We start from the raw sequence: 26,336 nt of genomic DNA on the forward strand, positions 1-26,336 counted from the left end.
TGTTGTCAGGAAAGCACCGATTCATCAAACCGCCTGCGCCTCGCGCCCGCTGCGCCGTGCGTCCAGCCTGGCGCGCATGCGCTGATACAGGCCCTTCTCGACCCACTCGTAGCTCAGCCAGGCGCCCACCGCAATCACCGGCACGCAGCAGGCAAACACCACGTACGGGTTGAGGCTGTAACGCTGCGCCAACAGCAGCCCGCCATACAGCACCAATACGTGCAGCAAGTAGACCGAATAGGAACAGTCACCCAGGCTCTTGAGCAGCTTGCTGCCACGAAACAGCGGTTCGAGCGATACGCAGCACAGTACGATCAAGGCGCTTGGCAGCCCCCAGTGCAGCAGGCGCTGGCTGTTGTCGAGGTTCTGAATCAGCAGCAGCCCCAGCGCCACACCGGCCAGCGGCAACCACACCGCCTGGCGAATCCAGCCACGCTGATAGGCCATGCCGATACCGATACCCAGCAGAAATTCATAAACGATGTCATTGCCGTAGAAGCGGCTGATCAGGCCGCTGCGCGCCAGCACCTCGGTCACCACGAACAACGCACTGGCAATGATCAGTGGCCGATGGCGACGCTCGAACAGGAACACCATCGAGAACAACAGGTAGAACAGCATCTCGTAATTCAGCGTCCAGCCGACATTGAGGGTCGGATACAGGCCGTAGCCGCCGGGGTTTTCCGAAGGAATGAAAAACAGCGACAGCAGAAAGTTCTGCCAGCCGATCACCTGATGCGGCAGCCACGGCGCAGCGAACAGCAATAACAGGCCCATGGCCAGGGTGTACAACCAATAGGCCGGCACGATACGTAACAGGCGCAAGGCAATGAAGCGCGAGGCAGGCATGTCCCGCTCGTGGGTCGACAGGTAGATGACCAAGCCGCTGATGACAAAAAAGATATCGACGCCTACGGCGCCCTTGGCGACGAAAAACTCGCCGATCGGCCCGCTGGCCTTGAAATCAAAAAAGATCTGCATGAAGTGATGACATACCACTACCCATGCCGCGACTGCCCGCAGGGCCTGAACCGAAATCAGCATTCCTGAACCTCGTGTGTGCGCTGTGCTCTCACTGAATCGTCCGCACCGGGTTGGCGGGACACGCAGGTTTACTGACAGCCGCAAATCACAAAAGGTCTTGAAAAACCCGTACCGCCGGTCAATCGATAATGGCTGCAGGCCATGTCTGGCGTGGCCTGCAGCTGAAAACCAGCGATCAGAACCGGACCTCAGAGGTTCTCGTAACGATTCATATCCAGCACCCCGAACTCTCGCGGGTCATGCTCCTGAATGTAGCGGCTCAGGTCATGGAACAAGCTCCAGAACTGCGGGTGGGTACGCCTGACACCCCAACGCTCGACCAGCCTCTCGAAGCCTGGCTGATCGCTGACCTGGCGCATCGCCTCGACAAAGGCCTCAACCTCGCCGGCCGGCACGTTGAACATGAAGTTCGGGTAGCTGCTCAGTACCCCGGGGTAGACCGTCAGGGTGTCGAGCCTGGGTTGATAGCGATACGATTCCCCCAGCAGGAACGCCACATTACTGTGGGCGCGGTTACGCAGTACGCTGTACACCTCGCGCTGGCCGCTGCTGTCGGCCACCCGCAGCATGGTGGCCTCGGGCATCCACTCGATGACCTTCAGTTGCCCCGCAGGTTTTGCCGCCAGCCGGCTCAGCACCTGCTCGGCATGGGCCAGTTGCGGTGCCAGCCCGGCACGCACACAGGCACCGGAAGCCGGGCAACGGTTGATCGGGTCCGCAGCCGCATTCAGCGGCCCCATGCGCTGGATCAATTGCCGGGCAAAGTCGCGCACCGTGTGCTTTTCATCGAGTTGCAGACGGCTCGGCGTGTCGTCATCGATGCGCTGGTAATCGAGCCACATCTTGATCTTGCCCGAATCCTGATACAGGTCGCTGAGCAACGCTTCACGCCGGCTGGCCGGCATCAGGCGCAGGAAGTTGATTTCCGCGCCGTTGCGGATCAGATCGAAATACAGCCGGGTCTGGGCCTGATGGGCGATATTGCCGTACACATCGAAGTTGACCACCAACTGGTAATAGGTGCGCTCCAGCAGCGGATAGTCGAACAGCCAGGTGGACTTGGGCACATCGCCAATCAGGCCCTTGCTTACCGTGGCACTGTCGAAGTGGCGAAACACCGTCAACAAGGCATTGTCGTTGCCCTTCCACAGCGTCGACCAATCGGCCGACGGCGCATCAGCGTAGTGATCGCGCCGCAGGTTTTCATAGTCGTTACGCCGATCCTTGTAGGACAGCCACAGACTCAGAACACTGCCGACGTCATCGTTCTGCCCCGGCATGGCCAGCAGCGGTGTAGCTTGCCCCTGATAACGGGCATCGTCGACGTACAGGTCGCTGGCCGGCTCCTGGAACAGCACCCAGAAGTGGTCGCGGATCACATCGGTGGCGATCTGCCCCCGGCATACTGGCCCGCGAATGAAGCTGTTCACAAAGTATTGGGCGTTATCGAGCATGAACTGATAACGCGCCCTGGCCGGAATTGCCTCGAAGGTCAGAAACGGATTGGCCCGATGCCCTGGTCCGTAACCCGGCACAGCGCTGGCGTGCCAGTCGTTGTTATAGAACAGTTCCTGCACACGCTTGAGCTTCTGCGCACTCAGCGCGTAGGTGATGTGGGTCTTGTGGACAATCACACCCTGCACCGGCACCAGACGGTAGTAGAACTCGGTGCGACCAGGATCGTCGTTGGGCCGCCGGGTGGCGATGATGTCCACCGGTTTGCCGCTTGGGGTGCGCGAGCGCACCCACTGAAAGAAATGTCCGGGGTCGCCATTGTCGAAGTAAATGTGCGCCAGAAACAGATGCTCATACAGCCAGCGGCCGACCAGCGCCTGGCTGGCACCGGGGCGGTTGAGCAGCGCTTCCCACTCTTTGATCTGCGCCGCTTCCACAGCATTGGCCTGCAGCGGCTGCTGGTCTACCGGCGCGCCGGCCGCCAGCCAGCGTTGCAGGGTCTGGTGCTCGGTGGCGGTCAGGCCGGTCACCGCCAGCGGCATGCCCTGGGTCGGGTGCGCGCCAGCGTAGCCGTTGAATTCCTCCGGCGACGGGCAAAGGTTTTCGCGGTTCAGGCCCAGCACGATGTCATCCGGAATCTTGCTGTTGGGCGGCAACGGCTTCTGTTGGCCCAACTCCAGCATCCGGGTCATCAACGCCGCTTGCCCGCCGTGTGGCTCAAGCACCGAATAAAAGCCCTTGCGCTGCCAGGCCGCCGTGCCATTGGCATCGTAAAACAGCCGGGTCGGGTCAACCGCCCGAGAGCGCTCGCCCTGATACACCGGCACTTTATTGGCCCCGCGCAACACGCCTTCGCCACTGCCCAGATTGAGCTGGCACGGCGCGTCGTTGCAGGCGTGGCAGGCCACACACTTGTCGGTGAGGATCGGCTGGATATCACGGGTGTAGGAAACAGGTGAAGCAGCAGGTGCAGGCAAATCACGCGCCTGGAGCGTGCAGCACGACAGCAACAAGGCAAGTCCTGCCAGCAGACGGTACGGCATATCCGGTTGATTCCCCAAGGCCAATGGCCATCAGTCTATAACGGTTAAAGGTCGCCAAGATGAGCAATTTTCATGTAAATGCCCGGGCAACGCTAAAACGGTCGTGCTTTGGTATTATTTCGGCCTTTCTTTATACGGCCTTTTCATCTGTGGCCTTTGCTAGGTAGCCCTCAATGTCTGATCGCAGCGCCCGCCATCAAGCTCTCCTGAATGCTCTGCAACAGAGGATCCTGATCCTCGATGGCGGCATGGGCACCATGATCCAGAGCTACCGGCTCGAAGAGCAGGATTATCGCGGCGCGCGCTTTGCCGACTGGCCCAGCGACGTCAAAGGTAACAACGACCTGCTGCTTCTGACCCGCCCGGACGTGATTGGTGCCATCGAGAAGGCTTATCTGGATGCCGGTGCCGACATCCTTGAAACCAACACCTTTAACGCCACCAAAGTGTCCCAGGCCGACTACGGCATGGAAGCGCTGGTCTACGAGATCAACGTAGAAGGCGCACGCATTGCCCGCCAGGTGGCCGATGCAAAAACCCTCGAAACCCCGGACCGCCCGCGCTTCGTCGCCGGCGTCCTCGGCCCGACCAGCCGCACCTGCTCGATTTCGCCGGACGTCAACGACCCCGGCTATCGCAACGTCACCTTCGACGAACTGGTCGAGAACTACACCGAGGCCACCCGTGGCCTGATCGAAGGCGGCGCCGACCTGATCCTGATCGAGACCATCTTCGACACCCTCAACGCCAAGGCGGCGATCTTCGCCGTGCAGCAGGTGTTCGAAGAAGACGGCGTTGAACTGCCGATCATGATTTCCGGCACCATCACCGACGCCTCGGGCCGCACCCTGTCAGGCCAGACCACTGAAGCATTCTGGAACTCGGTGCGCCATGCCAACCCGATCAGTGTCGGCCTGAACTGCGCGCTGGGCGCCAAGGACCTGCGTCCGTACCTCGAAGAGCTGTCGAACAAAGCCGACACCCACGTCTCGGCGCACCCTAACGCCGGCTTGCCAAACGCCTTCGGTGAATACGACGAAACCCCGGCACAGATGGCCGAAGTGGTCGAAGAGTTCGCCGCCAGCGGCTTTTTGAACATCATCGGCGGTTGCTGTGGCAGCACGCCTGCGCACATCAAGGCGATCGCCGAGGCCGTGGCCAAGCATCCGCCGCGCGCGATCCCCGAGATTCCCAAAGCCTGTCGCCTTTCGGGCCTTGAGCCGTTCACCATCGATCGCCAGTCGTTGTTCGTCAACGTCGGTGAGCGGACCAACATCACCGGCTCGGCCAAGTTCGCCCGGCTGATCCGTGAAGAGAACTACACCGAAGCACTGGAAGTGGCCCTGCAACAGGTCGAAGCCGGTGCCCAGGTGATCGACATCAACATGGACGAAGGGATGCTCGACTCCCAGGCGGCCATGGTCCGGTTCCTCAACCTGATCGCTGGTGAGCCGGATATCTCGCGAGTGCCGATCATGATCGACTCCTCGAAATGGGAAGTCATCGAGGCCGGCCTCAAATGCATCCAGGGCAAGGGCATCGTCAACTCGATTTCGATGAAAGAAGGCGTCGAGGCATTCAAGCATCACGCCCGGCTGTGCAAGCGCTACGGCGCTGCCGTGGTGGTGATGGCCTTCGACGAAGTCGGCCAGGCCGATACCGCCGCACGCAAGCGCGAGATCTGCCAGCGCAGCTACGACATTCTGGTCAATGAAGTGGGCTTCCCGCCGGAAGACATCATTTTCGACCCGAACATCTTTGCCGTGGCCACCGGCATCGAAGAACACAACAACTACGCCGTTGACTTCATCGAAGCCTGCGCCTACATCCGCGACCATCTGCCATTCGCCCTGTCGAGTGGCGGGGTCTCCAACGTGTCGTTCTCGTTCCGCGGCAATAACCCGGTGCGCGAAGCCATCCACTCGGTGTTTTTGTATCACGCCATCCAGAACGGCCTGACCATGGGCATCGTCAATGCCGGCCAGCTGGAGATCTATGACGAGATCCCGGCGGCGTTGCGTGAGAAGGTCGAAGACGTGGTGCTCAACCGCACCCCGGAAGGCACCGACGCGCTACTGGCCATCGCCGATGACTACCGTGGCGACGGCAGCACCAAAGAAGCTGAAACCGAAGAGTGGCGCGGCTGGCCGGTCAACCAGCGCCTGGAGCACGCCCTGGTCAAAGGCATCACCGCGTTTATCGTGGAAGACACCGAAGAGTCGCGGCTGTCGTTCAATCGGCCGATCGAGGTGATCGAAGGCCCGTTGATGGCCGGCATGAACACCGTCGGTGACCTGTTCGGCTCAGGCAAGATGTTCCTGCCCCAAGTGGTGAAATCCGCCCGGGTAATGAAACAGGCCGTGGCCCACCTGATTCCATTTATCGAAGCCGAGAAAGGCGACAAGCCCGAAGCCAAGGGCAAAATCCTGATGGCCACGGTCAAGGGTGACGTGCATGACATCGGCAAGAATATTGTCGGCGTGGTGCTGGGCTGTAACGGCTATGACATCGTCGACCTTGGGGTGATGGTGCCGGCCGAGAAGATCCTGCAGGTCGCCAAAGAGCAGAAGTGCGACATCATCGGCCTGTCCGGGCTGATCACCCCGTCGCTGGACGAGATGGTCCACGTCGCCCGTGAAATGCAACGCCAGGACTTCCACCTGCCGCTGCTGATCGGCGGCGCCACCACCTCCAAGGCGCACACCGCGGTGAAGATCGAGCCGCGCTACAGTAACGACGCGGTGATCTACGTCACCGACGCCTCACGCGCCGTCGGCGTTGCCACCCAGTTGCTGTCCAAAGAGCTGAAGCCTGGCTTTGTCGAGAAAACCCGCGAAGAATATGTCCAGGTGCGTGAGCGCACCGCAGCGCGCAGCAGCCGCACCGAGCGCCTGCCCTACGCCGCCGCCGTGGCCAAGAAGCCGAAGTTTGACTGGGCCGGCTACACCCCGGCAGTGCCGACGTTCACCGGCACCCGGGTGCTGGAAAACATCGACCTCAATGTGCTGGCCGAGTACATCGACTGGACGCCGTTCTTCATTTCCTGGGACCTGGCCGGCAAGTTCCCGCGCATCCTCACCGACGAAGTGGTCGGCGAAGCGGCCACCGTTCTGTTCGACGATGCGCAGCAACTGCTGCGTAAACTGATCGACGAACAGCTGATCAGCGCGCGCGCGGTGTTCGGCTTCTGGCCGGCCAACCAGATCAACGATGACGACCTGGAAGTCTACGCTGACGATGGCCGGACTCTGGCGACCCTGCATCACCTGCGCCAGCAAACCATCAAGCCCGATGACAAACCGAACCTCTCGCTGGCTGACTACGTGGCACCGAAAAGCAGCGGCGTGACCGATTACATGGGCGGGTTCATCACCACCGCCGGCATCGGTGCCGAAGAAGTGGCCAAGGCCTATCAGGACAATGGCGACGACTACAACGCGATCATGGTCAAGGCCCTGGCCGACCGACTGGCCGAGGCCTGCGCCGAGTGGCTGCACGAGCGGGTGCGTAAAGAGTACTGGGGCTATGCCGCCGACGAGCAACTCGATAACGAGGCGCTGATCCGCGAGCAGTACCGCGGTATCCGCCCTGCCCCCGGCTACCCGGCCTGCCCGGACCACACCGAGAAGAGCAGCCTGTTCAACCTGCTCGACCCGTTGCCGGCCGGCACGCCGATCCACACGGCTGGCAAAAGCGGGGTGTTCCTCACCGAACACTACGCCATGTTCCCGGCCGCGGCGGTCAGCGGCTGGTACTTCGCCCATCCGGATGCGCAATATTTTGCCGTGGGCAAGGTCGACAAGGATCAGGTCGAAAGCTACACCGCCCGCAAGCAGCAATCGCTGGAAGTCACCGAGCGCTGGCTGGCACCGAACCTTGGCTATGACGAATAACCCATAGGAGCGGCCGGGCGGCGATCCGCTTTAGCCGCGAAGGCTTCCCGGCTAAAGCCGGTCCTACGGGGGTTGCGGGTTTGTTGCACGACAGCGTGGCGCCGGGGCGGCGGATCAAACCGCCTGGACCGTGGCCAGTTGCTCGCCGTCAAGCCAGGCGCCGATGTCGCTGGCGCGCATGGGTCTGGAGAACAGGTAGCCTTGGGCCCAGGCACAACCGAGGTTTTTCAGGGCATCGAGTTCTGCGGCGGTTTCCACGCCTTCGACGATGCATTCGAGCTGCATGTCCTGGCACAGGGCAATCAGCGACTTGACGATCTTGAAGCTGGCCGGGTCGAGGTGGATGTTGGTGACGAAGGTGCGGTCCACCTTCAGTTTGGTCAGCGACAACGCGTGGATCTGGCTCAGGCTGGAATAACCGGTGCCGAAGTCGTCGAGGGAAATACCGCAACCCAGTTCACGAAACCGGCTGATCGCTCGCTGGGTCTGCGCCAGGTCCTGGATGACCGCGGTTTCGGTGATTTCCAGATCGAGACAGGCCGGGTCGAAGCCGCTGTTGCTGATCAGCTCGACGATCTGCTGGGCGGCGTCCTCGGAACCACAGTCGTGGGCGGACAGGTTAAATGACAGGCGCATGCCCGCAGGCCAGCTCGCGGCCGCCTCCAGCGCCTTGCTGAGCAACGGCAGCGTGAGGCGATTGACCATGCCGACGCGCTCGGCAATCGGGATGAAATCACCGGGCGGCACGTTACCCAACTCCGGGCTTTCCCAGCGTGCCAGGGCCTCGAACGCGACGGTTTGCTCACGGCGAATGTCCACGATGGGCTGGAACACCACGTAAAACTCACCCTCCAGATCGGCCCTGCGCAGGGCCTGTTCGGTCAGCCCTTCGCGATTGAGCTGCTGGCGATGGGCTGCGCTGAACAGGCAGACCGTGCCGGGGCGGTGGCGCTTGCTCTGATACAGGGCGTAGTCGGCGTACTCATACACTTGCGTGGCGCAGGTTGCGTGATCCGGGAACGTCGCAATGCCCAGTGAAGCACTGATCTGAATCGGAATGTCGACCAGCAGAAACGGCTCGCGCATGCTGGCGCAAATGGTTTCGCCAACCCCAAGCAACTGCTCGTCGCTCATGGCCTGAGTGAAGATCAGACCGAACTCGTCACCGCCCAGCCGGGCCAGGTGCACCTCTTCATCAAGCAGCCCGGTCAGGCGCTGGCCAACCTGATAGAGCAGCTTGTCACCGATGCTATGGCCATACAGATCATTGACCGGCTTGAAGCCATCCAGGTCGATCAGCCCCACGGCCAGACGAATCTCCTGCTCGCGGGCACGGGACAGCAGCGTATCAAGGCGGGAAAAGAACTGCCGCCGATTGGCCAGCCCGGTCAGGCTGTCCTGATTGGCCAAGTGAAGGTTTTCCTCGCTGAGTTTTGCCGTATGCGCCTGCATGTTCACCAGCCGGGTGAAGTCGGTGTACTGCGCCTTGAGAATGACCAGCATGGCGATCGACACCAGCAGGACGTCAATCGCAGTGGCAATGAAGGTAATGATATTGGTGGACGCGAAGAACACCACGAACGCTGTGTTGACCACTGCCGTGGTGGCCAGCGCGGCTGGCAGCAGGTGCATCATGCAAAAAATGCAGCCGATGACGGTGATCGCCATATAAAAGGCGACATGCGCCTGGGTATAGCTGTCGCCATAGGGAAACAGCGCCAGCGACCAGGCGGTAAACGCCACGGCGACAAACGGCGCGAGCATATTGGTGCGCTTGAGCGCCGTCAGCATCTGCGCCGGGCTGCAGGTGCGCTTGCGCGTGCATATCCATTGCGCCGCACGAACCACGCCGAACAAGGTCATGATCAACGGGCAATACACCACCAACCAGCGCGGCGCGACCGCAAAGTGAGTGCCGGCCAGCATCAGGGTGTTGATCAGCAGGATGAAATACATCATGGGCAACTGGCGAGACAGCGCGATGTACTGCGCCTTGACCAGACCAGGGTTGTCCTTGGGTACGGACATCAACGCTCGCACGCCCAGCAGTGTTTTTTTCATCAGGCGACGCTCTGAAAATACAGCCAGATAAATAACCGAGCGGATGATCCTTTCCAGCCTGGATCGAGCAGGACTGAATTCTGCCCTCATGGGATCGTATCGGCCGATCCTGTGGTTTCTGCAACCCTTAAGACTAGTGGCACTTTGATTTCGTTCCCTTCCTGCCCGCATCGCAGGTATCGAAGTGGTACGGTTTGTTACCGTCGGGCATCCGGCAGCGGTTGTACGTCGCCTGCCCCAGCAATACCTCCTCTGCGCGACTACCCTGCCTGACACATGCCTGCGCAGGGCAATCCCATGTACCTCTCTATGCACCTCCAGACTCCGCCACCTGAAAAACCCGACCCGCCCGGCTTCTGGCAGATGCTGCAAAGCGTTCTGGCCGCGGCCTTCGGCGTGCAAAGCAACCGCAACCGCGAGCGCGACTTCGCCCACGACAAGCCCTGGCACTTTATCGTGCTCGGTGCCGGCTTCACGCTGGTGTTTGTCTTGGGGTTGTTGTTGATTGCGCGGCTGGTGCTTTATTTCGTCGGGGCCTGACTGGCAGGCAGCATATGCCGCAAGGCGAATGGCGAATCGCCGGGCGTGGCGGGCCTGGTAAACACCTGCGGGTCGACCCGGTAACTGTCGCCTCTGGCCGCCTCCAGCAGGCGCACGGTTTCGCCTGGCTCCACCAGTTGCAGGACATCGATCTCACGCTCACCCAGTGGCATTGGCCCGCCCACCCGCTGGCGATCATAATCACTGAGCAACACCAGCGCCCAGCCTCCCAGGGTGAAGTGCCCACTGGCCACTGCCGACAGGCGACCATCGAGCAACGCCTGCAATGATTCGGGAGTGCCGTTGATCGCACTGAACAACACGTCTCGGCCGGCGACGCCGCCGATCTCTGCCAGAGCGTCCATGGCGCCATAGGCCATTTGCTCGTTCGCGGCCCACACCAGCCGGGTGTCCGGATAGCGCTTGAACAGCATGCGCGCCTGCTCCAGCGCCCGGTCGCGGCGCCAGACACCCAGCACCACCTGACGCAGGTTCACCTCAGGGTGTTCAGCCACTGCCCGACGCATGCCTTTTTCACGCAACAGTGACACCGGGGTGGCATTGGTGCCGGAGAAGGCCAGCATGTCGACGCTCTGCCCTGGCGTCAGCGGGCCAAGTTGTTTGATCAGACGCTTGGCGGTCAGATACCCGCCTTGCTCGTCGTTACCGAGCAGGCTGCCGAGCAGGTCCGGGTAACGCTGCGACAAATCACCGAGAATCCGCCGCTGATCGAGGCTCAGGGTGTTGTTGACCAGCAACAACTTCACCCCGCTGCCTTCGGCCAGACGCAGGATTTCCGGTGCCACGTTCAATTCGTTGGAAAACACCAGATAATCGGGGCGCTGATCGCCTTTGAGGGTCTGCCGCGCCAGATCGACCTGGGTGCGTGTGTCGCGGTCGGAGAACTCCACGCGCAATGCCATACCGGTTGCATCCGCAGCGGCCTGCATGACTCGCGCGTAGCTGTTCCAATAGCCATCTGACGCAGGGCCGGGGCTTAGAAATACCACTGACGCCGCCCAGCCAGAGCCACAGCCCAGCGCGCACAGCATCGCCAGTGAGCGGGCCAGCCAGCCCGCTCTCGCTGTTGAAACCTTGACCGCCGATAAATCCTTTACCAAGGGTGGCCGTCCGCTCCACGGGGGGTTGAACCCTGGTTATCGGCGGGGCGCGGCAAAAGCTGAGAGCGGCGGTAGCAGAGCCGGCGCGCTACTGACCACTGACCCAGAAGACTCCCGCCCCCGCTACCAGCAATATAAGAAAGAAGATCGCCCAGGCATCGACTGAACTGTCGGATTTTCCAGCTTTGTGTGGGTTGCTCATCGCATCGCCTTTTATCGGTCTTGTGGAGGAATGCAGATGGAAAAATAAGAGATAGGTGCAGTTAAGACGTCCTTTAACCATACTTCAAGTGCGGGCATGACCGATGGCGTGATGCATATCGCTTTTAGCGATTTGCATATATATAAACATCACTTTTACCGATATCAGCAAGCTGGTATCTTCGCCACCGCTCCGCATGGAGTGCGCGACCGTGCGCGCAGAAGCAGAATTGTCCAGATGGTGCCGGACCCGGAGCAGCCCCACCCGAATGGGACGTGACCGGCCACCGCGCAGCATTATTGAAGCCTGAGAGCAGGACCTATATGTACGTATACGATGAGTACGATCAGCGAATCGTCGAGGACCGCGTCAAGCAGTTCCGTGACCAGACCCGCCGCTACCTGGCCGGTGAGCTGAGCGAAGAAGAGTTTCGGCCACTGCGGCTGCAGAACGGCCTGTATGTCCAGCGCTTCGCGCCGATGCTGCGCGTGGCGGTTCCTTATGGTCAGCTGAACTCGCGCCAGGCGCGCATGCTGGCCAAGATCGCCCGTGACTACGACAAGGGCTACGCCCACATCAGCACCCGCCAGAACGTGCAGTACAACTGGCCGGCACTGGAAGACATCCCGGATATTCTCGAAGAGCTGGCCACCGTGCAGATGCACGCGATCCAGACCAGCGGTAACTGCCTGCGCAACGTGACCACCGACCAGTTCGCCGGTGTGGCGGCCGATGAAGTCATCGACCCGCGCCCCTGGTGTGAGATCGTGCGCCAGTGGACCACCTTCCACCCTGAGTTCGCCTACCTGCCGCGCAAATTCAAAATTGCCATCAACGGCGCGGCCAGCGACCGCGCCGTGATCGAGATGCACGACATCGGCCTGGAGCCGGTGCGCAACGAAGCCGGTGAGCTGGGCTTCCGGGTACTGGTGGGTGGCGGCCTGGGCCGTACCCCGGTGATCGGCGCGTTCATCAACGAGTTCCTGCCGTGGCAGAACCTGTTGAGTTACCTCGATGCCATTCTGCGTGTCTACAACCGCTATGGCCGTCGCGACAACAAGTACAAGGCGCGGATCAAGATCCTGGTCAAGGCACTGACGCCTGAAGTGTTCGCCGAGAAGGTCGAGGCCGAAATGGCCCACCTGCGTGGCGGCCAGACCACCCTGACCGAAGCCGAACTGCAGCGTGTTGCCAAACACTTCGTCGACCCGGCCTATAAAACGCTGACTAACCAGGATGCGGAACTGGCCGCACTGGAAGCCGAGCATCCGGGCTTTGCCCGCTGGCGCGTGCGCAACACCCTCGCGCACAAGAAACCCGGCTATGTGGCTGTTACGCTGTCGCTCAAGCCGACCGGCGTGGCGCCAGGTGATGTGACCGACAAGCAGCTCGACACCATCGCCGAGCTTGCCGACCAGTACAGCTTCGGTTTCCTGCGCACCTCCCACGAGCAGAACATCATTCTCGCCGACGTTGAACAATCGCGCCTGTTCGAGCTGTGGAACGTGCTGCGCGAAAACGGCTTCGCAACGCCGAACATCGGCTTGCTCACCGACATGATCTGCTGCCCGGGCGGTGATTTCTGCTCGCTGGCCAACGCCAAGTCGATCCCGATCGCCGAATCGATCCAGAGCCGTTTCGACAATCTGGACTACCTGTTCGACATCGGCGAACTGGACCTGAACATCTCCGGCTGCATGAACGCCTGTGGTCACCACCACGTGGGTCATATCGGCATCCTGGGCGTGGACAAGAAAGGCGAAGAGTTCTACCAGGTGTCGCTCGGCGGCAGCGCCAGCCGTGACGCCAGCCTGGGCAAGATCCTTGGCCCTTCTTTCGCCCAGGAAGTCATGCCTGACGTGATCGAGAAGCTGATCAACGTGTACATCGAAAAACGTACCGAAGACGAGCGCTTTATCGACACTTACAACCGTATTGGCATCGACCCTTTCAAGGAGCGCGTCTATGCAGCGAATCATTAAGAACAACGAAGTCGTCGATGAAACCTGGCACCTGCTGCCCAAGGACACGACCTTTGACAGCCTGTCGAACTGCGACGATCTGATCGTACCGCTGGTGCTGTGGCGTGAGCACGGCCATGCCCTCAAAGCCCGCGACGGCGGCCTGGGCGTGTGGCTGGACAGCGATGAAGAAGCCGAGGAAATCGGTGATGACGTGCAGCACTTCCAGGTCATCGCCCTGAACTTCCCGGCCTTTACCGACGGGCGCAGCTATTCCAATGCCCGACTGTTGCGCGATCGCTATGGTTTCAAGGGTGAACTGCGCGCCATCGGCGATGTGCTGCGTGACCAGTTGTTCTACCTGCGCCGCTGCGGCTTCGATGCCTTTGCCATTCGCCCGGATAAAGACCCCTATGAGGCGCTGGAGAGTCTGAAGGACTTCTCGGTGACTTATCAGGCCGCCACCGACGAACCGCTGCCGCTGTTCCGTCGTCGCTGATCGCTGTTGCTGTACTGCAAAAGCCCGGCCCCTGTTGAAGGGGCCGGGCTTTTTTGTTGGATGTTTTGCTGTTGTGGGAGGCAGCTCTGCTGGCGAAGCACTCTTGCCATTTCGAGCGATGGAAAATCCCTTCTCGCGGCGTCTGGGCGGCAGGTTTCGCCCTGCTGGGCGACCTACTTTTTTCTTGGAAAAAGTAGGCAAAACCGCCTGCTCCTGGCTTGGCCCTTCGGGTTCCCTCGCTCCGGTGCCGATTTGGCGGTCGGCACGATGGGCATCCCTGCCCAGCGCGCCTAAAACCGGCTTCCCTGCCGGTTTTCCCACCAAATCGACACCTCCACTCGGCCAGCGCCCAAGTCGCGATTGGCGTCGTCTGTGCCATCTGTGCTCAAAGAAACCAAAAGTGACCCGCTGTAAAAGTGGAAAGCTGACTAAAGACCAACATCAATGTGGAGGATGTACACCAACACCAACACCAACACCATCCACCTATAAGTCAGGACCAAAACCGCTGCTGGCTCAACCGCTCCCACCAGCGCAGCGCAATGCCATCCAGCGAAGCCGCCGCCGCCATGCCGACCCGCTCTTGCAGGCTCTTGCGCTGGGCGTAATGCAGGTGGAAGACCTCGGCATCCTTGGCCTTGTCGGCCAGGTACTCGTCGCTGGTCTTGAGTTCGTCGACCAGTTGCTTATCCAGCGCCGCCATCCCCAGCCAGACCTCGCCGGTGGCCACTTCATCGATGTCCAGTTGCGGGCGGTAGCTGGCGACAAAGCCCTTGAACAGTTCGTGGGTGATTTCCAGGTCCTGCTGGAACTTCTCCCGGCCCTTTTCGGTGTTTTCGCCAAACACGGTCAGGGTGCGCTTGTATTCACCGGCGGTCAGCACCTCGAAGTCGATGTCGTGTTTTTTCAGCAGGCGGTTGACGTTGGGCAGTTGCGCCACCACACCGATGGAGCCGAGGATAGCGAAGGGCGCGCTGATGATCCGGGTGCCGATGCAGGCCATCATATAGCCGCCGCTGGCCGCGACCTTATCGATGCAGATAGTCAGTGGGATGCCGGCCTGACGCACCCGAGCCAGTTGCGAAGATGCCAGACCGTAGCTGTGCACCAGACCGCCGCCGCTTTCCAGACGCAGGACAACTTCATCCTTGTCAGTGGCCAGGCTCAGCAGTGCGGTGATTTCATGACGCAGGCTCTCGGTGGCCGAGGCCTTGATATCGCCATTGAAGTCCAGCACATAGACCCGCGACCTGGCCTCGGGCTGCTTCTTTTCCTTCTTCAGCGCTTTGCTCTGCTCTTTGCGCAATGCCTTGAGCCGGGCCTTGTCGAGCAGCGAATGCTCCAGACGCTCACGCAGCCCCTTGTAAAAATCATTGAGCCGGGTGACCTGCAACTGCCCGGCCGTCTTGCCACGCCCTTTACTGCGCAGCGAAGCGATGGCAACCAGTACCACCACAATGGCAACCACCAACGTGACGGTCTTGGCCAGAAAGCTGGCGTAATCGGCAAAAAAATCCACGGCGACTCCTTGATTGCTGGCGCGCTCTCTATAGCGGGCACGCGATGAACAAGCATACCGAGCAGGCCGATCAACCACCAGCCGACAAACGTGTGCAAACATTGAAACAGCTAATTCAAACAACTGTATGATTTCAGGTTGACAGGCCCGTGCCATGCCCCTAACCTCGCCTGCACCTGCACATTGCGGGACGATACCGATGGCAGCCGCTCGCACGAGCGCAGCCCACTTCCAATAAGGATCGACACATGACCTCAGTAGCCGATGCAGTCCAGAAAATGCACGCCAAGTTCAATCCTGACGCCGCCAAAGGCCTGGATCTGATCTTCGGTTTCAACGTCACCGACGAAGACAAACACTTTGCCCTGATCATCAAGGACAGCACCTGCCAATTGCAGGAAGGCGAAAACCCTGACGCCAACGTCACCCTGATCATGGACAGCGAAACCCTCAAAGGCATCGTCAGCGGCGAGACCGACGGCATGCAGGCGTTCATGGGCGGCAAGCTGCGCATTGAAGGCGACATGATGCTGTCGATGAAGCTCAGCGAGCTGTTCCCGCAGTAATTTGGCCGGGAAAACAAAAAACCGAAGCCTGCGTGCTTCGGTTTTTTTATGCCTGCTTAACGGGCATGAAGAGCAGTTCGCCCGTAGGAGCGGCTTCAGCCGCGAAGGATGCGCAAATGGTGGATCGCGACTAAAGTCGCTCCTACGCGCTCCTGCGCGCATCCACACAATCGCTGAAATCCGGGAGTAACCATGGCCAGAACCACCCTGTTCGATCTCGACGGCAAGATTGCTCTGGTCTCCGGGGCCAGCCGGGGTATCGGTGAGGCGATCGCCCGGCTGCTGGCCAGCCAGGGCGCTCATGTCATTGTCAGCAGCCGGCGCCTGGAAGGCTGTCAGCAGGTAGCCGCGAGCATCATCGCCGACGGCGGCATGGCTACTGCGCTGGCCTGCCACATTGGCGAACCGGAGCAGATCGAGCAACTGTTCGCCATGATTCGCGAACGCTTCGGGCGGCTGGACATCCTGGTCAACAACGCCGCCACCAACCCGCAGTTCTGCCATGTACTGGACACCGACCCTGCTGCCTTTCAGAAAACCGTCGACGTCAACATTCGCGGCTATTTCTTCATGTCGGTGCAGGCCGGCAAGCTGATGCGCGAGCACGGCGGCGGCAGCATTATCAACGTGGCCTCAATCAATGGTGTTTCGCCCGGTGAGTTCCAGGGTATCTATTCGATCACCAAGGCGGCGGTGATCAATATGACCAAGGTGTTCGCCAAAGAGTGTGCGGCGTTTGGCATCCGCTGCAATGCCCTGCTACCAGGCCTGACTGACACCCGCTTCGCCTCGGCATTGGTCAGCAACCCGGCGATTCTCGACCAGGCGCTGGGTCATATCCCGCTCAAGCGTGTGGCCGCGCCTGATGAAATGGCCGGTGCGGTGCTGTATCTGGCCAGCGCCGGGTCAAGCTATACCACTGGCGCGATACTGAATGTCGATGGTGGGTTTCTGTCCTGATCGGGGTGCAATAACTGACGTCAATCTGACAGCGGCCGGTGATGAGAGGTAGAATGTCGGCCCTTCAGGGCCGCCATTGCGCCCTTCTGCCGACAAGTCCTTGCCATGCCTTTTGAACTCAGTGTTGACCCCCTCACGCTTGCCGTGCTCGCCGTCGTGGCTTTTGTGGCCGGTTTCATCGATGCCATTGCCGGCGGCGGCGGATTGCTTACCACGCCTGCGTTAATGACCGCCGGCCTGCCGCCGCATATGGTGCTTGGCACCAATAAGCTGTGTGCCACCTTCGGCTCGGCCACCGCCAGCTTCACCTATTTCCGGCGCAAGCTGTTCGATCCCTCGCAATGGAAGCTGGCGTTGATCAGCACCGCCATCGGCGCACTGCTGGGTGCGGTAATCGCCCATTACCTGCCTGCCGAGTGGATCAACCAAATGCTGCCGCTGATCGTCTTCGGCTGTGGCCTGTACCTGCTGTTCGGCGGTACGCCCAAGGCGCCGACCGACAGCAACGCGCCGATCAAACAACTGCGCCAGATCCCGCAAGGGCTGGGCCTGGGCTTTTACGATGGCGTGGCCGGCCCCGGCACCGGTGCGTTCTGGACGGTCAGTACGCTGATGGCATACCCCATCGACCTGGTCAAGGCCAGTGGCGTGGCGCGCAGCATGAACTTCGTCAGCAACGCCATGGCCCTGACAGTGTTTGCCGTCTCGGGTCAGGTGGATGTGATTCTTGGTGTGCTGATGGGCCTGGCGGTCATGGCCGGCGCTTACTTCGGCGCCGGCACGGCAATCAAGGGCGGTGCCAAATTCATCCGCCCGGTGTTCATCATCATGGTCCTGGCGCTGACCGTGCGGCTAGCCTGGCAGCACTGGTTCGGCGGCGCCTGAGCGGCGCGCCAGGTACAGCTCGATCAGGTGGCGGGCAATCGAGCGGCTGGCCGGTAGCGGCGGCAGATCAAAGATGCTGAACCAGCGGGCATCTTCGATCTCGTCGGGCTGCGGGACAATCTCGCCGCTCTCGTACTCGGCATGAAAGCCAAGCATCATCGAGTGCGGAAACGGCCAGCACTGGCTGCCCACGTACTGAATGTCACGCACCTTGAGCTGCACCTCCTCCATCACCTCACGGCGCACGCAGTCTTCTGCAGACTCGCCCGGCTCGGCAAACCCGGCCAGGGTGCTGTACACGCCGCTGACGAAACGCGGCGAGCGCGCCAGCAGCACTTCATCGCCGCGGGTGATCAGCACGATCATGCTCGGCGCGATACGCGGATAGAAGCGCAGCTCATCATCGGCGCAGTACATCGCGCGCTCGCCTGGCACCTGCACGGTGGGCTTGCCACAGGCGCCGCAGAAGCGGTGCTCGCGAGCCCAGGTGGCGATCTGCGCGGCGTAACCCAGCTTCTGGTAGACCGCAAGATCGCCCTCCAGCATGAACTGGCGCAAACCTTGCCAGGCCAGCCCTTCGACCTCTACGGCGCGCTGCAGCACCCAGACATACACCGGCTCACCATCGAAATGGCCGATGCCATGCTCACTGAGCAGCGGCAATTGCAGGCCGGCCAGCCATTGCCTGGAAAACAGCACGCCCTCTTCACTCAGTAAAAAGCCCTGCGGGCTGCATACCACGGCACGTCCGTCAGGCAATTGCGGGTCGAGCACGGCGGTGGTCCAACGGCGGGTCATCAACACACTCCTTTCCAGGCCGGGTTCAATCGTCGAACACCGGCTTTTGCTTGTTCATCTGTGCCAGCATGGCCAGCTTGAGATCGGGCGATTGCAGCATGGACGCGTTCCAGATGGCAACGTGTTCCAGGCCATCATTGATCCGGTGATCGCGCATGTAATCGATCATGCGCTTGGTGCCCTCAATGGCCAGCGGCGATTTTTGCGCAATCTGCCGGGCCAGGGCCATGACTTCTTCAAGCAATTGCGCTGGGTCGGTAAAAACCCGGTTCACCAGGCCAATACGCTCGGCCTCGGTAGCATCGACGGTGCGCCCGGTGTAAGCCAGCTCGCGCAACAGGCCATCGCCGATGATGCGCGGCAAACGCTGCAAGGTGCCGACGTCGGCGGCCATGCCCATGTCGATCTCGCGGATGGCAAATTGCGCGTCCTGGGCGGCATAACGCATGTCACAGGCAGCGATCAGGTCGATGGCACCGCCCAGGCAATAGCCCTGAATAGCCGCCAGTACCGGTTTGCGGCATTCGGCCACAGCCGTGAAAGACGCCTGCAACTGCTCGATCTTGCGCCGCAGCAGCCGCGCGTTACGCCCGGCGTCAGCGCCCAGCTCGCCCGCCACTGCGCCCAACAGCGCCAGATCGATACCGGAAGAAAAGTGCTTGCCGGCGCCACTGATCACCACGGCGCGGATTTCATCGTGTTCATCGACCCAGTGGAAGATCTCGACGATCTCGCGCCAGAACGCCGCATTCATCGCATTGAGCTTGTCTGGCCGATTGATCTGCAGGTGAGCGACCTTATCAACGAGCTGGACATTGAAAGCTTGATAGTCAGACATGAATGAACCTCTGGCGGGCTAGGCAACGTCGCCGGACTATAACAAGGCAGCCATGACCGTCGTAAGGCGACGCTTGTGCCATTTGCCGGACCGCTTCAAGCGCCTCACCCAAAACAACCTGGCGACTGCCCGGAACCCGTACCCGCGCCCGGTGTCCAGAGACTACGCAGCTAAACTGGCCAGGTAGTGGCTGATCGCGCCGAGTATCGAGAGGGCATTCATTGAGTACATCCAAGGCAGCAACCGGCATTGATGGTCTGGACAACATCCTCAGCGGCGGACTTTCCCGCGGGCATGTGTTTCTGCTCGAAGGCGAACCCGGCACCGGCAAGACCACCGTGGCGTTGCAGTTTCTGCTGGCCGGTGCGCAGGCTGGCGAGACCTCACTGTACATCACGCTCTCTGAAACCGAGGGTGAGCTGCGCGACAGCGCCCGCTCCCATGGCTGGGAGCTGGACGGATCGATCGCAGTCTTCGAGCTGACCCCGCCAGAAAGCCTGCTCAGTGCCGAGCAACATCAAAGCCTGTTGTATTCCTCGGACCTGGAGCTGGGTGAAACCGTGGCTCAGGTGTTTGCAGCCGTCGAGCGGATAAAACCGTCGCGGGTGGTGATCGACAGCCTCTCTGAAATCCGCCTGCTGGCCCAGAGCTCGCTGCGCTACCGGCGCCAGGTACTGGCCATGAAGCATTATTTTGCCCGTTTCGATACCACGGTGCTGCTGCTTGACGACCTGACCACTGATGCACTGGACAAGACCGTGCACAGTGTTGCCCATGGCGTGATTCGCCTGCAGGAACTGACCCCGGCCTACGGTGCCGAGCGGCGCCGACTCAAAGTGATCAAATACCGCGGCCAGAAATACCGTGGCGGCTTTCATGACTTCACCATTGCCCAGGGCGGCATCCAGGTGTTTCCACGCCTGGTGGCGGCCGAACACCGCAGCAATTATCAGCGCCGCCAGTACACCAGCGGCATTCAGGAACTTGACGACTTGCTCGGTGGCGGCATCGACAGCGGCTCCAGCACCCTGATTCTGGGGCCGGCCGGCACCGGCAAGTCGCTGACCGCGCTGGTATTCGCCGTGCAGGCCATGGCCCGTGGCGAGCGCGTCGGCTTGTTCGTTTTCGATGAAGAGCTGGGCTTGTTGTACGAACGCATGCGTGCCATGGGCATCGACCTGCAAGCGTTTCAGGATCAGAACCGGCTTTGGGTCGAACAGGTGGATGCGGCAGAGCTGTCGCCCGGTGAATTCTCCCATCGGGTACGCCGCTGCGTTGACCAGCAGCAGATCAAGACGGTCATCATCGACAGCCTCAACGGCTATCAGGCCGCAATGCCTGAAGAGAACGCGCTGGTGCTGCACATGCACGAGCTGTTGCTCTACCTCAATCGCCAGGGCGCTTCGACGTTCATGACCATTGCCCAGCATGGCCTGGTCGGCGATATGCGCACCCCCGTTGATATCACCTATCTGGCCGATACGGTCATCCTGCTGCGTTACTTCGAAGCCATGGGCGAAGTACGCCGGGCGATTTCCATTATCAAAAAGCGCACCGGCACCCATGAGTCAACGATCCGTGAATACAAGATCGGCCAGGCCGGCCTGCGCATCGGCACACCCCTGCATGCCTTTCAAGGCGTATTACGCGGGGTACCCAGCTACTTTGGCGACAACCATCCGCTGTTGCAGGATGACCAGACGTGATCCCGGCCTTTTCCGAACGTGCGATCATCCTGGCCCCTAACGGGCGCGACAGCCAGATAGCGATCAACATCCTCAGCGAGGCGGGTTTACGCGCCAAAGCCGTGCAGGACCTTAATGAACTGGCCACTGAACTGAGCCTTGGTGCGGGGCTGGCGATCATTGCCGACGAGGCGCTGCGCGGCGCCGACCTCAACCCGTTGCTTGAGCTGCTGGCCAGACAACCGCCCTGGTCGGACCTGCCGGTGGTCTTGCTGACCCGCCATGGCGGCCCGGAGCAAAACCCCTCGACCCGGCTGGGTACGCAACTGGGCAACGTCAGCTTCCTCGAACGGCCCTTTCACCCCATGACCCTGGTCAGCCTGGTGACCACCGCCGTACGCGGGCGCCGCCGCCAATACGAGGCCAGGGGGCGTATGGATGATCTGCTGGAAAGCGAAAAGCGCTTGCAGAACGCCTTGACCGCAGGCCGTCTGGGGTCCTGGCAACTGGAGACCGAATTTCTGCAACTCAGTTGCTCGGCGATCACCCTGGCGCATTACGGTCGTCACGAGCATACCCTGTTCAGCTATGACGACTGGCTCGATGCGGTCTATGCCGAAGACCAGCCACGCATGCAATCAGCCTTGCAGCGCAGTCTCGATACCGGCGCCGATTTCATTATCGAGTATCGCAACCTGTGGCCAGACGGCTCGCTGAATTGGGTGGATGTGCGGGCCCGGGCGATCCGCGGCGAGAACGGCCAGATCACCGCGCTGGTCGGCGTCACCTCCGATATCAGCGAACGCAAGCAGGCCGAAGTACAACTGCGGCGCCTTAACGAGACCCTTGAACAACAGATCGAAGAACGCACCGTCCAGCTTCGCCAGAATGAAGAAGCCTTGCGCCAGTCGCAGAAAATGGAAGCGGTCGGCCAGCTTACCGGCGGCATCGCCCATGACTTCAATAACATGCTCACCGGCATCATCGGCAGCCTGGAACTGCTGCGTCGGCGTATTGCTCGCGGGCGCACCGATGATCTCGGCGGCCTGATCGATCTGGGGGTGACGTCGGCCAATCGCGCCGCCGCCCTCACCCACCGCTTACTGGCATTCTCAAGGCGCCAGTCGCTGGACGCCAAACCGGTTGAGATGAATCATCTGATCAAGGCCATGGATGAATTGATCCAGCGCAGCGTCAGCGAAAGCATTCAGCTCGATATGCAGTTTGAACCCCGGTTATGGACCGCCGAGGCCGACCCGAATCAGCTGGAAAGTGCACTGCTCAATCTGGTGCTCAATGCCCGCGATGCCATGCCGAACGGCGGCCGGTTGCGCATTGAAACGCGCAACCAACGCCTGGAGCGGCGCTTCACCGATGCCCATGAAAACCTGTTGCCCGGTGACTATGTATTACTCAGCGTCAGTGACAGCGGCAGTGGCATGCCCGAGCACATCGTCAACCGCGCCTTCGACCCGTTTTTCACCACCAAGCCCATCGGCCAAGGCACCGGCCTGGGCTTGTCGATGATCTATGGCTTCTGCAAGCAATCACGCGGCCATGTTGCCATCGATAGCGAAGTTGGCCGTGGCACCACGGTGAAACTGTTCCTGCCGCGCTACAGAGGCCAGCAAGAGGACGATCAACTGACATTCCAAAGCGCCGCCAGCTATGCCAGGGCCGGCGAAACCGTGCTGATTGTCGAGGACGACCCGGCCGTACGGCGGCTGGTCAGCGAGGTACTCAGCGAATTGGGCTATGCCTTCGTCGAGGCCGCAGACGCACCTTCGGCACTGCCGCTGCTGGAGTCAGAGACGCGTATTGATCTGTTGATCAGTGATGTCGGCTTGCCAGGCATGAACGGCCGCCAACTGGCGGAAGTTGCCCGCCAGCTACGCCCTGGCCTGAAGGTGCTGTTTATTACCGGTTATGCCGAACATGCGGCAGTCAGAGGCGAGTTTCTTGGCAGTGATATGCAGATGATCAGTAAGCCCTTCGCCTTCGACCACCTGACCGCCAAAGTGCGCGAGATGATCGAGGTCTGACCCCCACGCCAGCCCGAGACCGTCGCCGGTCTCTGCTGGCCGGCTCAGGCCAGCAGCTTCTCGATCTGCGTATGCAGGGTTTCCATCGTGAACGGCTTGGCCAGAATCGGCGCCCGGGTAGCAATCGGGCTGCCGGACTCGGCGATTTCCGCCGGGTAGCCACTAATGAAAATGACCTTCAGATCCGGGCGCAGCTTGACCGCTGGTTCAGCAATCATCACCCCGGAAATACCGCCCGGCAGGCGGTAGTCAGTGATCATCAGGTCAAGGTGTGGCCGGGTAGCGAGAATCTCGAACGCCTGCTCGCCATTCTCGGCCTGTAACACACGATAGCCCTCGCCGGACAGATAATCGGCCAGCAGCATCATGATCAGGGGTTCGTCTTCGACGATCAGTACAACGTCTTGCGCATCAACGCTCATGGAACGGCCTTCAATCTTCAAATAGCTGCCAATACGACCACGGTGCACGGCGGAGGTTGCGCAGATTGCCTGACAATTTGCGATTGTCGTGCAAAAACCGGCCCCCAGCCTGTTACGCCTGCGGCAGGGCTCTGGCCCTGCACATCACCAAACCATTAAACAGCCCGTTAAACGACCGGCTGCAACGGCAGGCACAGGCTGAACGTCGAGCCTTTGCCCTCCTCGCTCTCCACCAGTAGCTCACCGCCATGGGCCATGACGATCTGTTCGGAGATAAATAGTCCAAGCCCCAGCCCGGCGACTGCATGGCCGGCGTTGACGCGTTCGAATTGCTGGAAGATCCGCGCCTGATTCTCGGCGGAAATACCAATGCCCTGGTCCGTCACATCGACCCGCGCCTGGTTGCGGAGGCTGTCGACGTAGACCCTGACGACAATCGGCTTGCCGGCGCCATAACGCAACGCATTGGTCAGCAGGTTGGCCAGCACTTGTTCAATACGAAACTCGTCCCACACGCCGATGACCGCCTCACAGGTGGTCAACTGCAAGCTGCAGCCGGCTGCCGCCACTTGCGCGGCAAAACTTTCCAGCAAGTTACCGACCAGTTCACCGAGATCAAACGCGCTGGTGCGGATCGACAATTTGCCGGTGCGGATCCGCGAGACATCGAGCATGTCTTCGATCAGCCGGATCAGGCTCTGAATCTGCCGCTCATCACGTTCGACCATGCCGCGCAGCTTGTCCATGCTGAACGCCGCTTCGTTGTTCTTGGCCAGATGCAGTTTGCGCAGCTGGGTTTCCAGAATCAGCCCGTTGAGCGGCGTACGCACTTCGTGAGAGACAATCGACATGAAGTCGTCGCGCATGCTCACAGCGCGCTGCAGGTCGGCCTGGGCGCTCTGCAGTTGCTCCAGCAGCACCTGCTGTTCCTGGCGGGCCTGTTCGAGCGCCTCGACCTGTTGCTTCATGGCCTTGCGCTGGCGGTACAGCTCGACGAACACATTAACCTTGCTCTTGACCGCATGGATGTCCAGCGGCTTGTGCAGGAAGTCCACCGCACCACTTTCATAGCCCTTGAACGCATAGTTCATCTCGCGACCGGCAGCGGTGACGAACACGATGGGAATACTCTTGGTCTTTTCTGTGCCGCGCATCATCTCGGCCAGCTCGAAACCGTTCATGCCGGGCATCTGCACATCCAGAATCGCCAGGGCGAACTCATGCTGCAACAGCAGCGACAACGCGGCATCGGCCGACAGCGCCTTATAAACGATGCGGTCTTCACGGCGGATCAACGCTTCGAGGGCCAGCAAGTTCTCCGGCAGGTCGTCGACGATCAGCAGTTTTGCCTGGATCTGACTCAGCATGCAATTCGTTCCAATTGGGTCAGCAAGGCCCTGATCTCGGACAAGGGCAACAGGTAATCGGGGGTCTGCAAACGCAGCCCGGCTTCAGGCATGGCCCGCGCTACAGCGGTCTGCGGGTTCTGGATCACGGTCAGGCCGCCAAACGTCTTGATCCGCGCCAGGCCACGGGCACCATCATCATTGGCACCGGTCAGCAACACACCGGCAAGCCCTGGGCCATAGGCGTCGGCTGCCGACTCGAACAGGATGTCGATACTGGGGCGCGAGTGAAACACTTTGTCTTCCTGACTCAACGATAGACTCAGATCATCCTCCACCGACAGGTGATAGCCCGCCGGCGCGAAATACAGGGTGCCGGCAACGATCGCTTCCTTGTCCCGCGCCTCACGGACCGCAATCGGCAACCGGCTCTGGAATACCTGAGCCAGCTGACTATTGCGTTGTTCCGGCAAATGCAGCACCACCAGAATCGGCAGGCGAAAGCCGGCCGCGATGCCTTGGGTCAGTGTGAGCAAGGCCTCGACCCCACCCGCTGACGCACCAATCACCACCGCCTGCACAACCGGCAGCCCGCCAGCAGCGTGCTCATCGAAGTGGGTTTTCATGACTTGCGGTAGATCCGTTCCGGCTTGATCAGCGTCTCGAACACGTCGCTGTAGGCCGAGAAGTCCAGTGTTTCCTTGCTGCCCAGCGACAGGAAACCGCGATGACACAACGAATCATGGAACAGCCCGAACGCCCGATCCTGGAGCTTCTTGTTGAAATAAATCAGCACATTGCGACAAGAGATCAGGTGCGTTTCGGAAAATACGCTGTCGGTCGCCAGGCTATGGTCAGCGAAGGTGACGTTCTCGCGCAGGCTCTTGTCGAAAATCGCGTAATCGTAGGCCGAGGTGTAGTAGTCCGACAGCTCGCCCTGACCGCCGGCCAGTCGGTAGTTCTGCGCCCAGCCGCTGACGCTGTCCAGCGAGAAGATGCCTTGCTTGGCCTTGTCCAGCGAATAGGGATTGATATCGGTGGCGTAAATAATGGTGCGCTCCAGCAGGCCTTCTTCACGCAGCAAAATGGCCATGGAGTACACCTCCTCACCCGTGCTGCAACCGGCAATCCAGATTTTCAGCGATGGGTAAGTGCGCAGCAGCGGCACCACTTCCTGACGGATCGCCAGAAAGTGTGACGGGTCACGAAACATCTCACTGACCGGGATGGTCAGCCATTGCAGCAGTTGCATGAACGCGGCCGGGTCGTGCAGCACACGCTCTTGCAAGGCCGAGATGGTGCCGCACTCGAACTGACGCAGGGCATGTTGCACCCTGCGTTTGATCGAAGCACCGGAATACTCGCGAAAATCGTAGCTGTATTTGAGGTAAATCGCCTCAATCAACAAGCGCAGCTCGATATCGACGTTTTTGTCATAGGACATGTACAAACCTGA

Annotated in this window: 20 protein-coding genes; 9 read left to right on the forward strand and 11 right to left on the reverse strand. The window is 60.7% G+C overall.

The genetic code is table 11. The annotated features are described in order from the left end of the window. Positions 1 to 24 precede the first annotated feature (24 nt). Positions 25 to 1,044 (reverse strand): acyltransferase, encoded by a 1,020-nt coding sequence (locus tag NJC38_RS07000; RefSeq protein WP_045490948.1) that lies wholly within the window; start codon positions 1,042 to 1,044, stop codon positions 25 to 27. A 188-nt stretch (positions 1,045 to 1,232) separates the two neighbouring features. After that, a complete protein-coding gene (locus tag NJC38_RS07005) occupies positions 1,233 to 3,542 on the reverse strand; it encodes a fatty acid cis/trans isomerase (protein WP_253112507.1) in 2,310 nt (769 codons plus the stop codon). A 173-nt stretch (positions 3,543 to 3,715) separates the two neighbouring features. Here NJC38_RS07005 and metH point away from each other — a divergent pair, with 173 nt between their 5' ends. Beyond that, positions 3,716 to 7,435, forward strand: a complete 3,720-nt coding sequence (gene metH, locus NJC38_RS07010; RefSeq protein WP_253112510.1) for a methionine synthase — start codon at positions 3,716 to 3,718, stop codon at positions 7,433 to 7,435. Between the two features lie 114 nt (positions 7,436 to 7,549). Here metH and NJC38_RS07015 read toward each other — a convergent pair whose 3' ends face one another. After that, complete coding sequence (locus tag NJC38_RS07015; protein WP_253112513.1) at positions 7,550 to 9,496, reverse strand: EAL domain-containing protein; 1,947 nt, start codon at positions 9,494 to 9,496, stop codon at positions 7,550 to 7,552. 309 nt (positions 9,497 to 9,805) lie between these two features. On the opposite strand from NJC38_RS07015, the gene NJC38_RS07020 reads away from it, so the two are divergent. Beyond that, positions 9,806 to 10,036, forward strand: a complete 231-nt coding sequence (locus tag NJC38_RS07020) for a DUF2970 domain-containing protein (protein ID WP_253112516.1) — start codon at positions 9,806 to 9,808, stop codon at positions 10,034 to 10,036. Here the strand turns inward: NJC38_RS07020 and NJC38_RS07025 are convergent. Further along, positions 10,018 to 11,088, reverse strand: coding sequence for an ABC transporter substrate-binding protein (locus tag NJC38_RS07025; RefSeq protein ID WP_253113013.1), 1,071 nt, complete (start codon positions 11,086 to 11,088; stop codon positions 10,018 to 10,020). The two genes, NJC38_RS07020 and NJC38_RS07025, sit on opposite strands and share 19 nt — an antisense overlap. A gap of 594 nt (positions 11,089 to 11,682) precedes the next feature. On the opposite strand from NJC38_RS07025, the gene NJC38_RS07030 reads away from it, so the two are divergent. Together NJC38_RS07030 and NJC38_RS07035 are read left to right on the forward strand one after the other, a co-directional pair. Continuing rightward, positions 11,683 to 13,341 carry a nitrite/sulfite reductase gene (locus tag NJC38_RS07030; protein ID WP_253112519.1) on the forward strand — a complete coding sequence of 553 codons (1,659 nt, stop codon included), beginning with the start codon at positions 11,683 to 11,685 and terminating at the stop codon, positions 13,339 to 13,341. Beyond that, positions 13,325 to 13,819, forward strand: a complete 495-nt coding sequence (locus NJC38_RS07035; protein ID WP_045490934.1) for a DUF934 domain-containing protein — start codon at positions 13,325 to 13,327, stop codon at positions 13,817 to 13,819. The genes NJC38_RS07030 and NJC38_RS07035 overlap by 17 nt, the downstream gene beginning before the upstream one ends. Before the next feature lie 493 nt (positions 13,820 to 14,312). Here NJC38_RS07035 and sohB read toward each other — a convergent pair whose 3' ends face one another. Continuing rightward, entirely contained in the window at positions 14,313 to 15,338 is a 1,026-nt protein-coding gene (gene sohB, locus NJC38_RS07040) for a protease SohB (protein WP_253112520.1), read from the reverse strand. Between the two features lie 248 nt (positions 15,339 to 15,586). Here sohB and NJC38_RS07045 point away from each other — a divergent pair, with 248 nt between their 5' ends. The 3 genes from NJC38_RS07045 to NJC38_RS07055 all read left to right on the forward strand — a co-directional run bounded on the left by NJC38_RS07045 (position 15,587) and on the right by NJC38_RS07055 (position 17,749). Next, complete coding sequence (locus NJC38_RS07045; RefSeq protein WP_045490930.1) at positions 15,587 to 15,904, forward strand: SCP2 sterol-binding domain-containing protein; 318 nt, start codon at positions 15,587 to 15,589, stop codon at positions 15,902 to 15,904. 192 nt (positions 15,905 to 16,096) lie between these two features. Beyond that, positions 16,097 to 16,864, forward strand: a complete 768-nt coding sequence (locus tag NJC38_RS07050) for an SDR family oxidoreductase (RefSeq protein WP_045490928.1) — start codon at positions 16,097 to 16,099, stop codon at positions 16,862 to 16,864. Between the two features lie 105 nt (positions 16,865 to 16,969). After that, the gene (locus NJC38_RS07055) at positions 16,970 to 17,749 is read left to right on the forward strand and encodes a TSUP family transporter (protein WP_045490926.1); all 780 of its coding nucleotides are present in this window, start codon (positions 16,970 to 16,972) and stop codon (positions 17,747 to 17,749) included. On the opposite strand, the gene nudC is transcribed toward NJC38_RS07055, so the two are convergent. Both nudC and NJC38_RS07065 read right to left on the reverse strand, forming a co-directional pair. Then, complete coding sequence (nudC, locus tag NJC38_RS07060) at positions 17,717 to 18,547, reverse strand: NAD(+) diphosphatase (protein WP_253112523.1); 831 nt, start codon at positions 18,545 to 18,547, stop codon at positions 17,717 to 17,719. The two genes, NJC38_RS07055 and nudC, sit on opposite strands and share 33 nt — an antisense overlap. 25 nt (positions 18,548 to 18,572) lie before the next feature. Next, on the reverse strand, positions 18,573 to 19,385 hold the full coding sequence (locus NJC38_RS07065) for a crotonase/enoyl-CoA hydratase family protein (protein WP_045490922.1): 813 nt from the start codon (positions 19,383 to 19,385) through the stop codon (positions 18,573 to 18,575). Between the two features lie 221 nt (positions 19,386 to 19,606). Between NJC38_RS07065 and NJC38_RS07070 the strand changes: the two genes are divergently transcribed. Continuing rightward, positions 19,607 to 21,091 (forward strand): ATPase domain-containing protein, encoded by a 1,485-nt coding sequence (locus NJC38_RS07070; protein WP_253112526.1) that lies wholly within the window; start codon positions 19,607 to 19,609, stop codon positions 21,089 to 21,091. Further along, positions 21,088 to 23,112 (forward strand): response regulator, encoded by a 2,025-nt coding sequence (locus NJC38_RS07075; protein ID WP_045490918.1) that lies wholly within the window; start codon positions 21,088 to 21,090, stop codon positions 23,110 to 23,112. The genes NJC38_RS07070 and NJC38_RS07075 overlap by 4 nt, the downstream gene beginning before the upstream one ends. Positions 23,113 to 23,156: 44 nt before the next feature. On the opposite strand, the gene NJC38_RS07080 is transcribed toward NJC38_RS07075, so the two are convergent. The 4 genes from NJC38_RS07080 to NJC38_RS07095 form a co-directional block, all read right to left on the reverse strand. Next, positions 23,157 to 23,534: a response regulator gene (locus NJC38_RS07080; protein WP_045490917.1), complete on the reverse strand. Its 378-nt coding sequence runs from the start codon at positions 23,532 to 23,534 to the stop codon at positions 23,157 to 23,159. A 167-nt stretch (positions 23,535 to 23,701) separates the two neighbouring features. Further along, positions 23,702 to 24,901, reverse strand: a complete 1,200-nt coding sequence (locus NJC38_RS07085) for a hybrid sensor histidine kinase/response regulator (RefSeq protein WP_253112529.1) — start codon at positions 24,899 to 24,901, stop codon at positions 23,702 to 23,704. Then, positions 24,895 to 25,506, reverse strand: a complete 612-nt coding sequence (locus tag NJC38_RS07090) for a chemotaxis protein CheB (RefSeq protein ID WP_045490915.1) — start codon at positions 25,504 to 25,506, stop codon at positions 24,895 to 24,897. The genes NJC38_RS07085 and NJC38_RS07090 overlap by 7 nt, the downstream gene beginning before the upstream one ends. Then, complete coding sequence (locus tag NJC38_RS07095) at positions 25,503 to 26,330, reverse strand: protein-glutamate O-methyltransferase CheR (RefSeq protein ID WP_253112534.1); 828 nt, start codon at positions 26,328 to 26,330, stop codon at positions 25,503 to 25,505. Before NJC38_RS07095 ends, NJC38_RS07090 begins: the two co-directional genes overlap by 4 nt. Between the last annotated feature and the right edge of the window lie 6 nt (positions 26,331 to 26,336).

Source organism: Pseudomonas sp. 21LCFQ010 (assembly GCF_024129905.1).
Lineage (GTDB): Bacteria > Pseudomonadota > Gammaproteobacteria > Pseudomonadales > Pseudomonadaceae > Aquipseudomonas.

Coding starts and splice junctions, on each gene's coding strand:
- NJC38_RS07000 (WP_045490948.1), bottom strand. CDS start 1,044: ATGCTGATTTCGGTTCAGGCCCTGCGGGCAGTCGCGGCATGGGTAGTG.
- NJC38_RS07005 (WP_253112507.1), bottom strand. CDS start 3,542: ATGCCGTACCGTCTGCTGGCAGGACTTGCCTTGTTGCTGTCGTGCTGC.
- metH (WP_253112510.1), top strand. CDS start 3,716: ATGTCTGATCGCAGCGCCCGCCATCAAGCTCTCCTGAATGCTCTGCAA.
- NJC38_RS07015 (WP_253112513.1), bottom strand. CDS start 9,496: ATGAAAAAAACACTGCTGGGCGTGCGAGCGTTGATGTCCGTACCCAAG.
- NJC38_RS07020 (WP_253112516.1), top strand. CDS start 9,806: ATGCACCTCCAGACTCCGCCACCTGAAAAACCCGACCCGCCCGGCTTC.
- NJC38_RS07025 (WP_253113013.1), bottom strand. CDS start 11,088: ATGCTGTGCGCGCTGGGCTGTGGCTCTGGCTGGGCGGCGTCAGTGGTA.
- NJC38_RS07030 (WP_253112519.1), top strand. CDS start 11,683: ATGTACGTATACGATGAGTACGATCAGCGAATCGTCGAGGACCGCGTC.
- NJC38_RS07035 (WP_045490934.1), top strand. CDS start 13,325: ATGCAGCGAATCATTAAGAACAACGAAGTCGTCGATGAAACCTGGCAC.
- NJC38_RS07045 (WP_045490930.1), top strand. CDS start 15,587: ATGACCTCAGTAGCCGATGCAGTCCAGAAAATGCACGCCAAGTTCAAT.
- NJC38_RS07050 (WP_045490928.1), top strand. CDS start 16,097: ATGGCCAGAACCACCCTGTTCGATCTCGACGGCAAGATTGCTCTGGTC.
- NJC38_RS07055 (WP_045490926.1), top strand. CDS start 16,970: ATGCCTTTTGAACTCAGTGTTGACCCCCTCACGCTTGCCGTGCTCGCC.
- nudC (WP_253112523.1), bottom strand. CDS start 18,547: ATGACCCGCCGTTGGACCACCGCCGTGCTCGACCCGCAATTGCCTGAC.
- NJC38_RS07065 (WP_045490922.1), bottom strand. CDS start 19,385: ATGTCTGACTATCAAGCTTTCAATGTCCAGCTCGTTGATAAGGTCGCT.
- NJC38_RS07080 (WP_045490917.1), bottom strand. CDS start 23,534: ATGAGCGTTGATGCGCAAGACGTTGTACTGATCGTCGAAGACGAACCC.
- NJC38_RS07085 (WP_253112529.1), bottom strand. CDS start 24,901: ATGCTGAGTCAGATCCAGGCAAAACTGCTGATCGTCGACGACCTGCCG.
- NJC38_RS07090 (WP_045490915.1), bottom strand. CDS start 25,506: ATGAAAACCCACTTCGATGAGCACGCTGCTGGCGGGCTGCCGGTTGTG.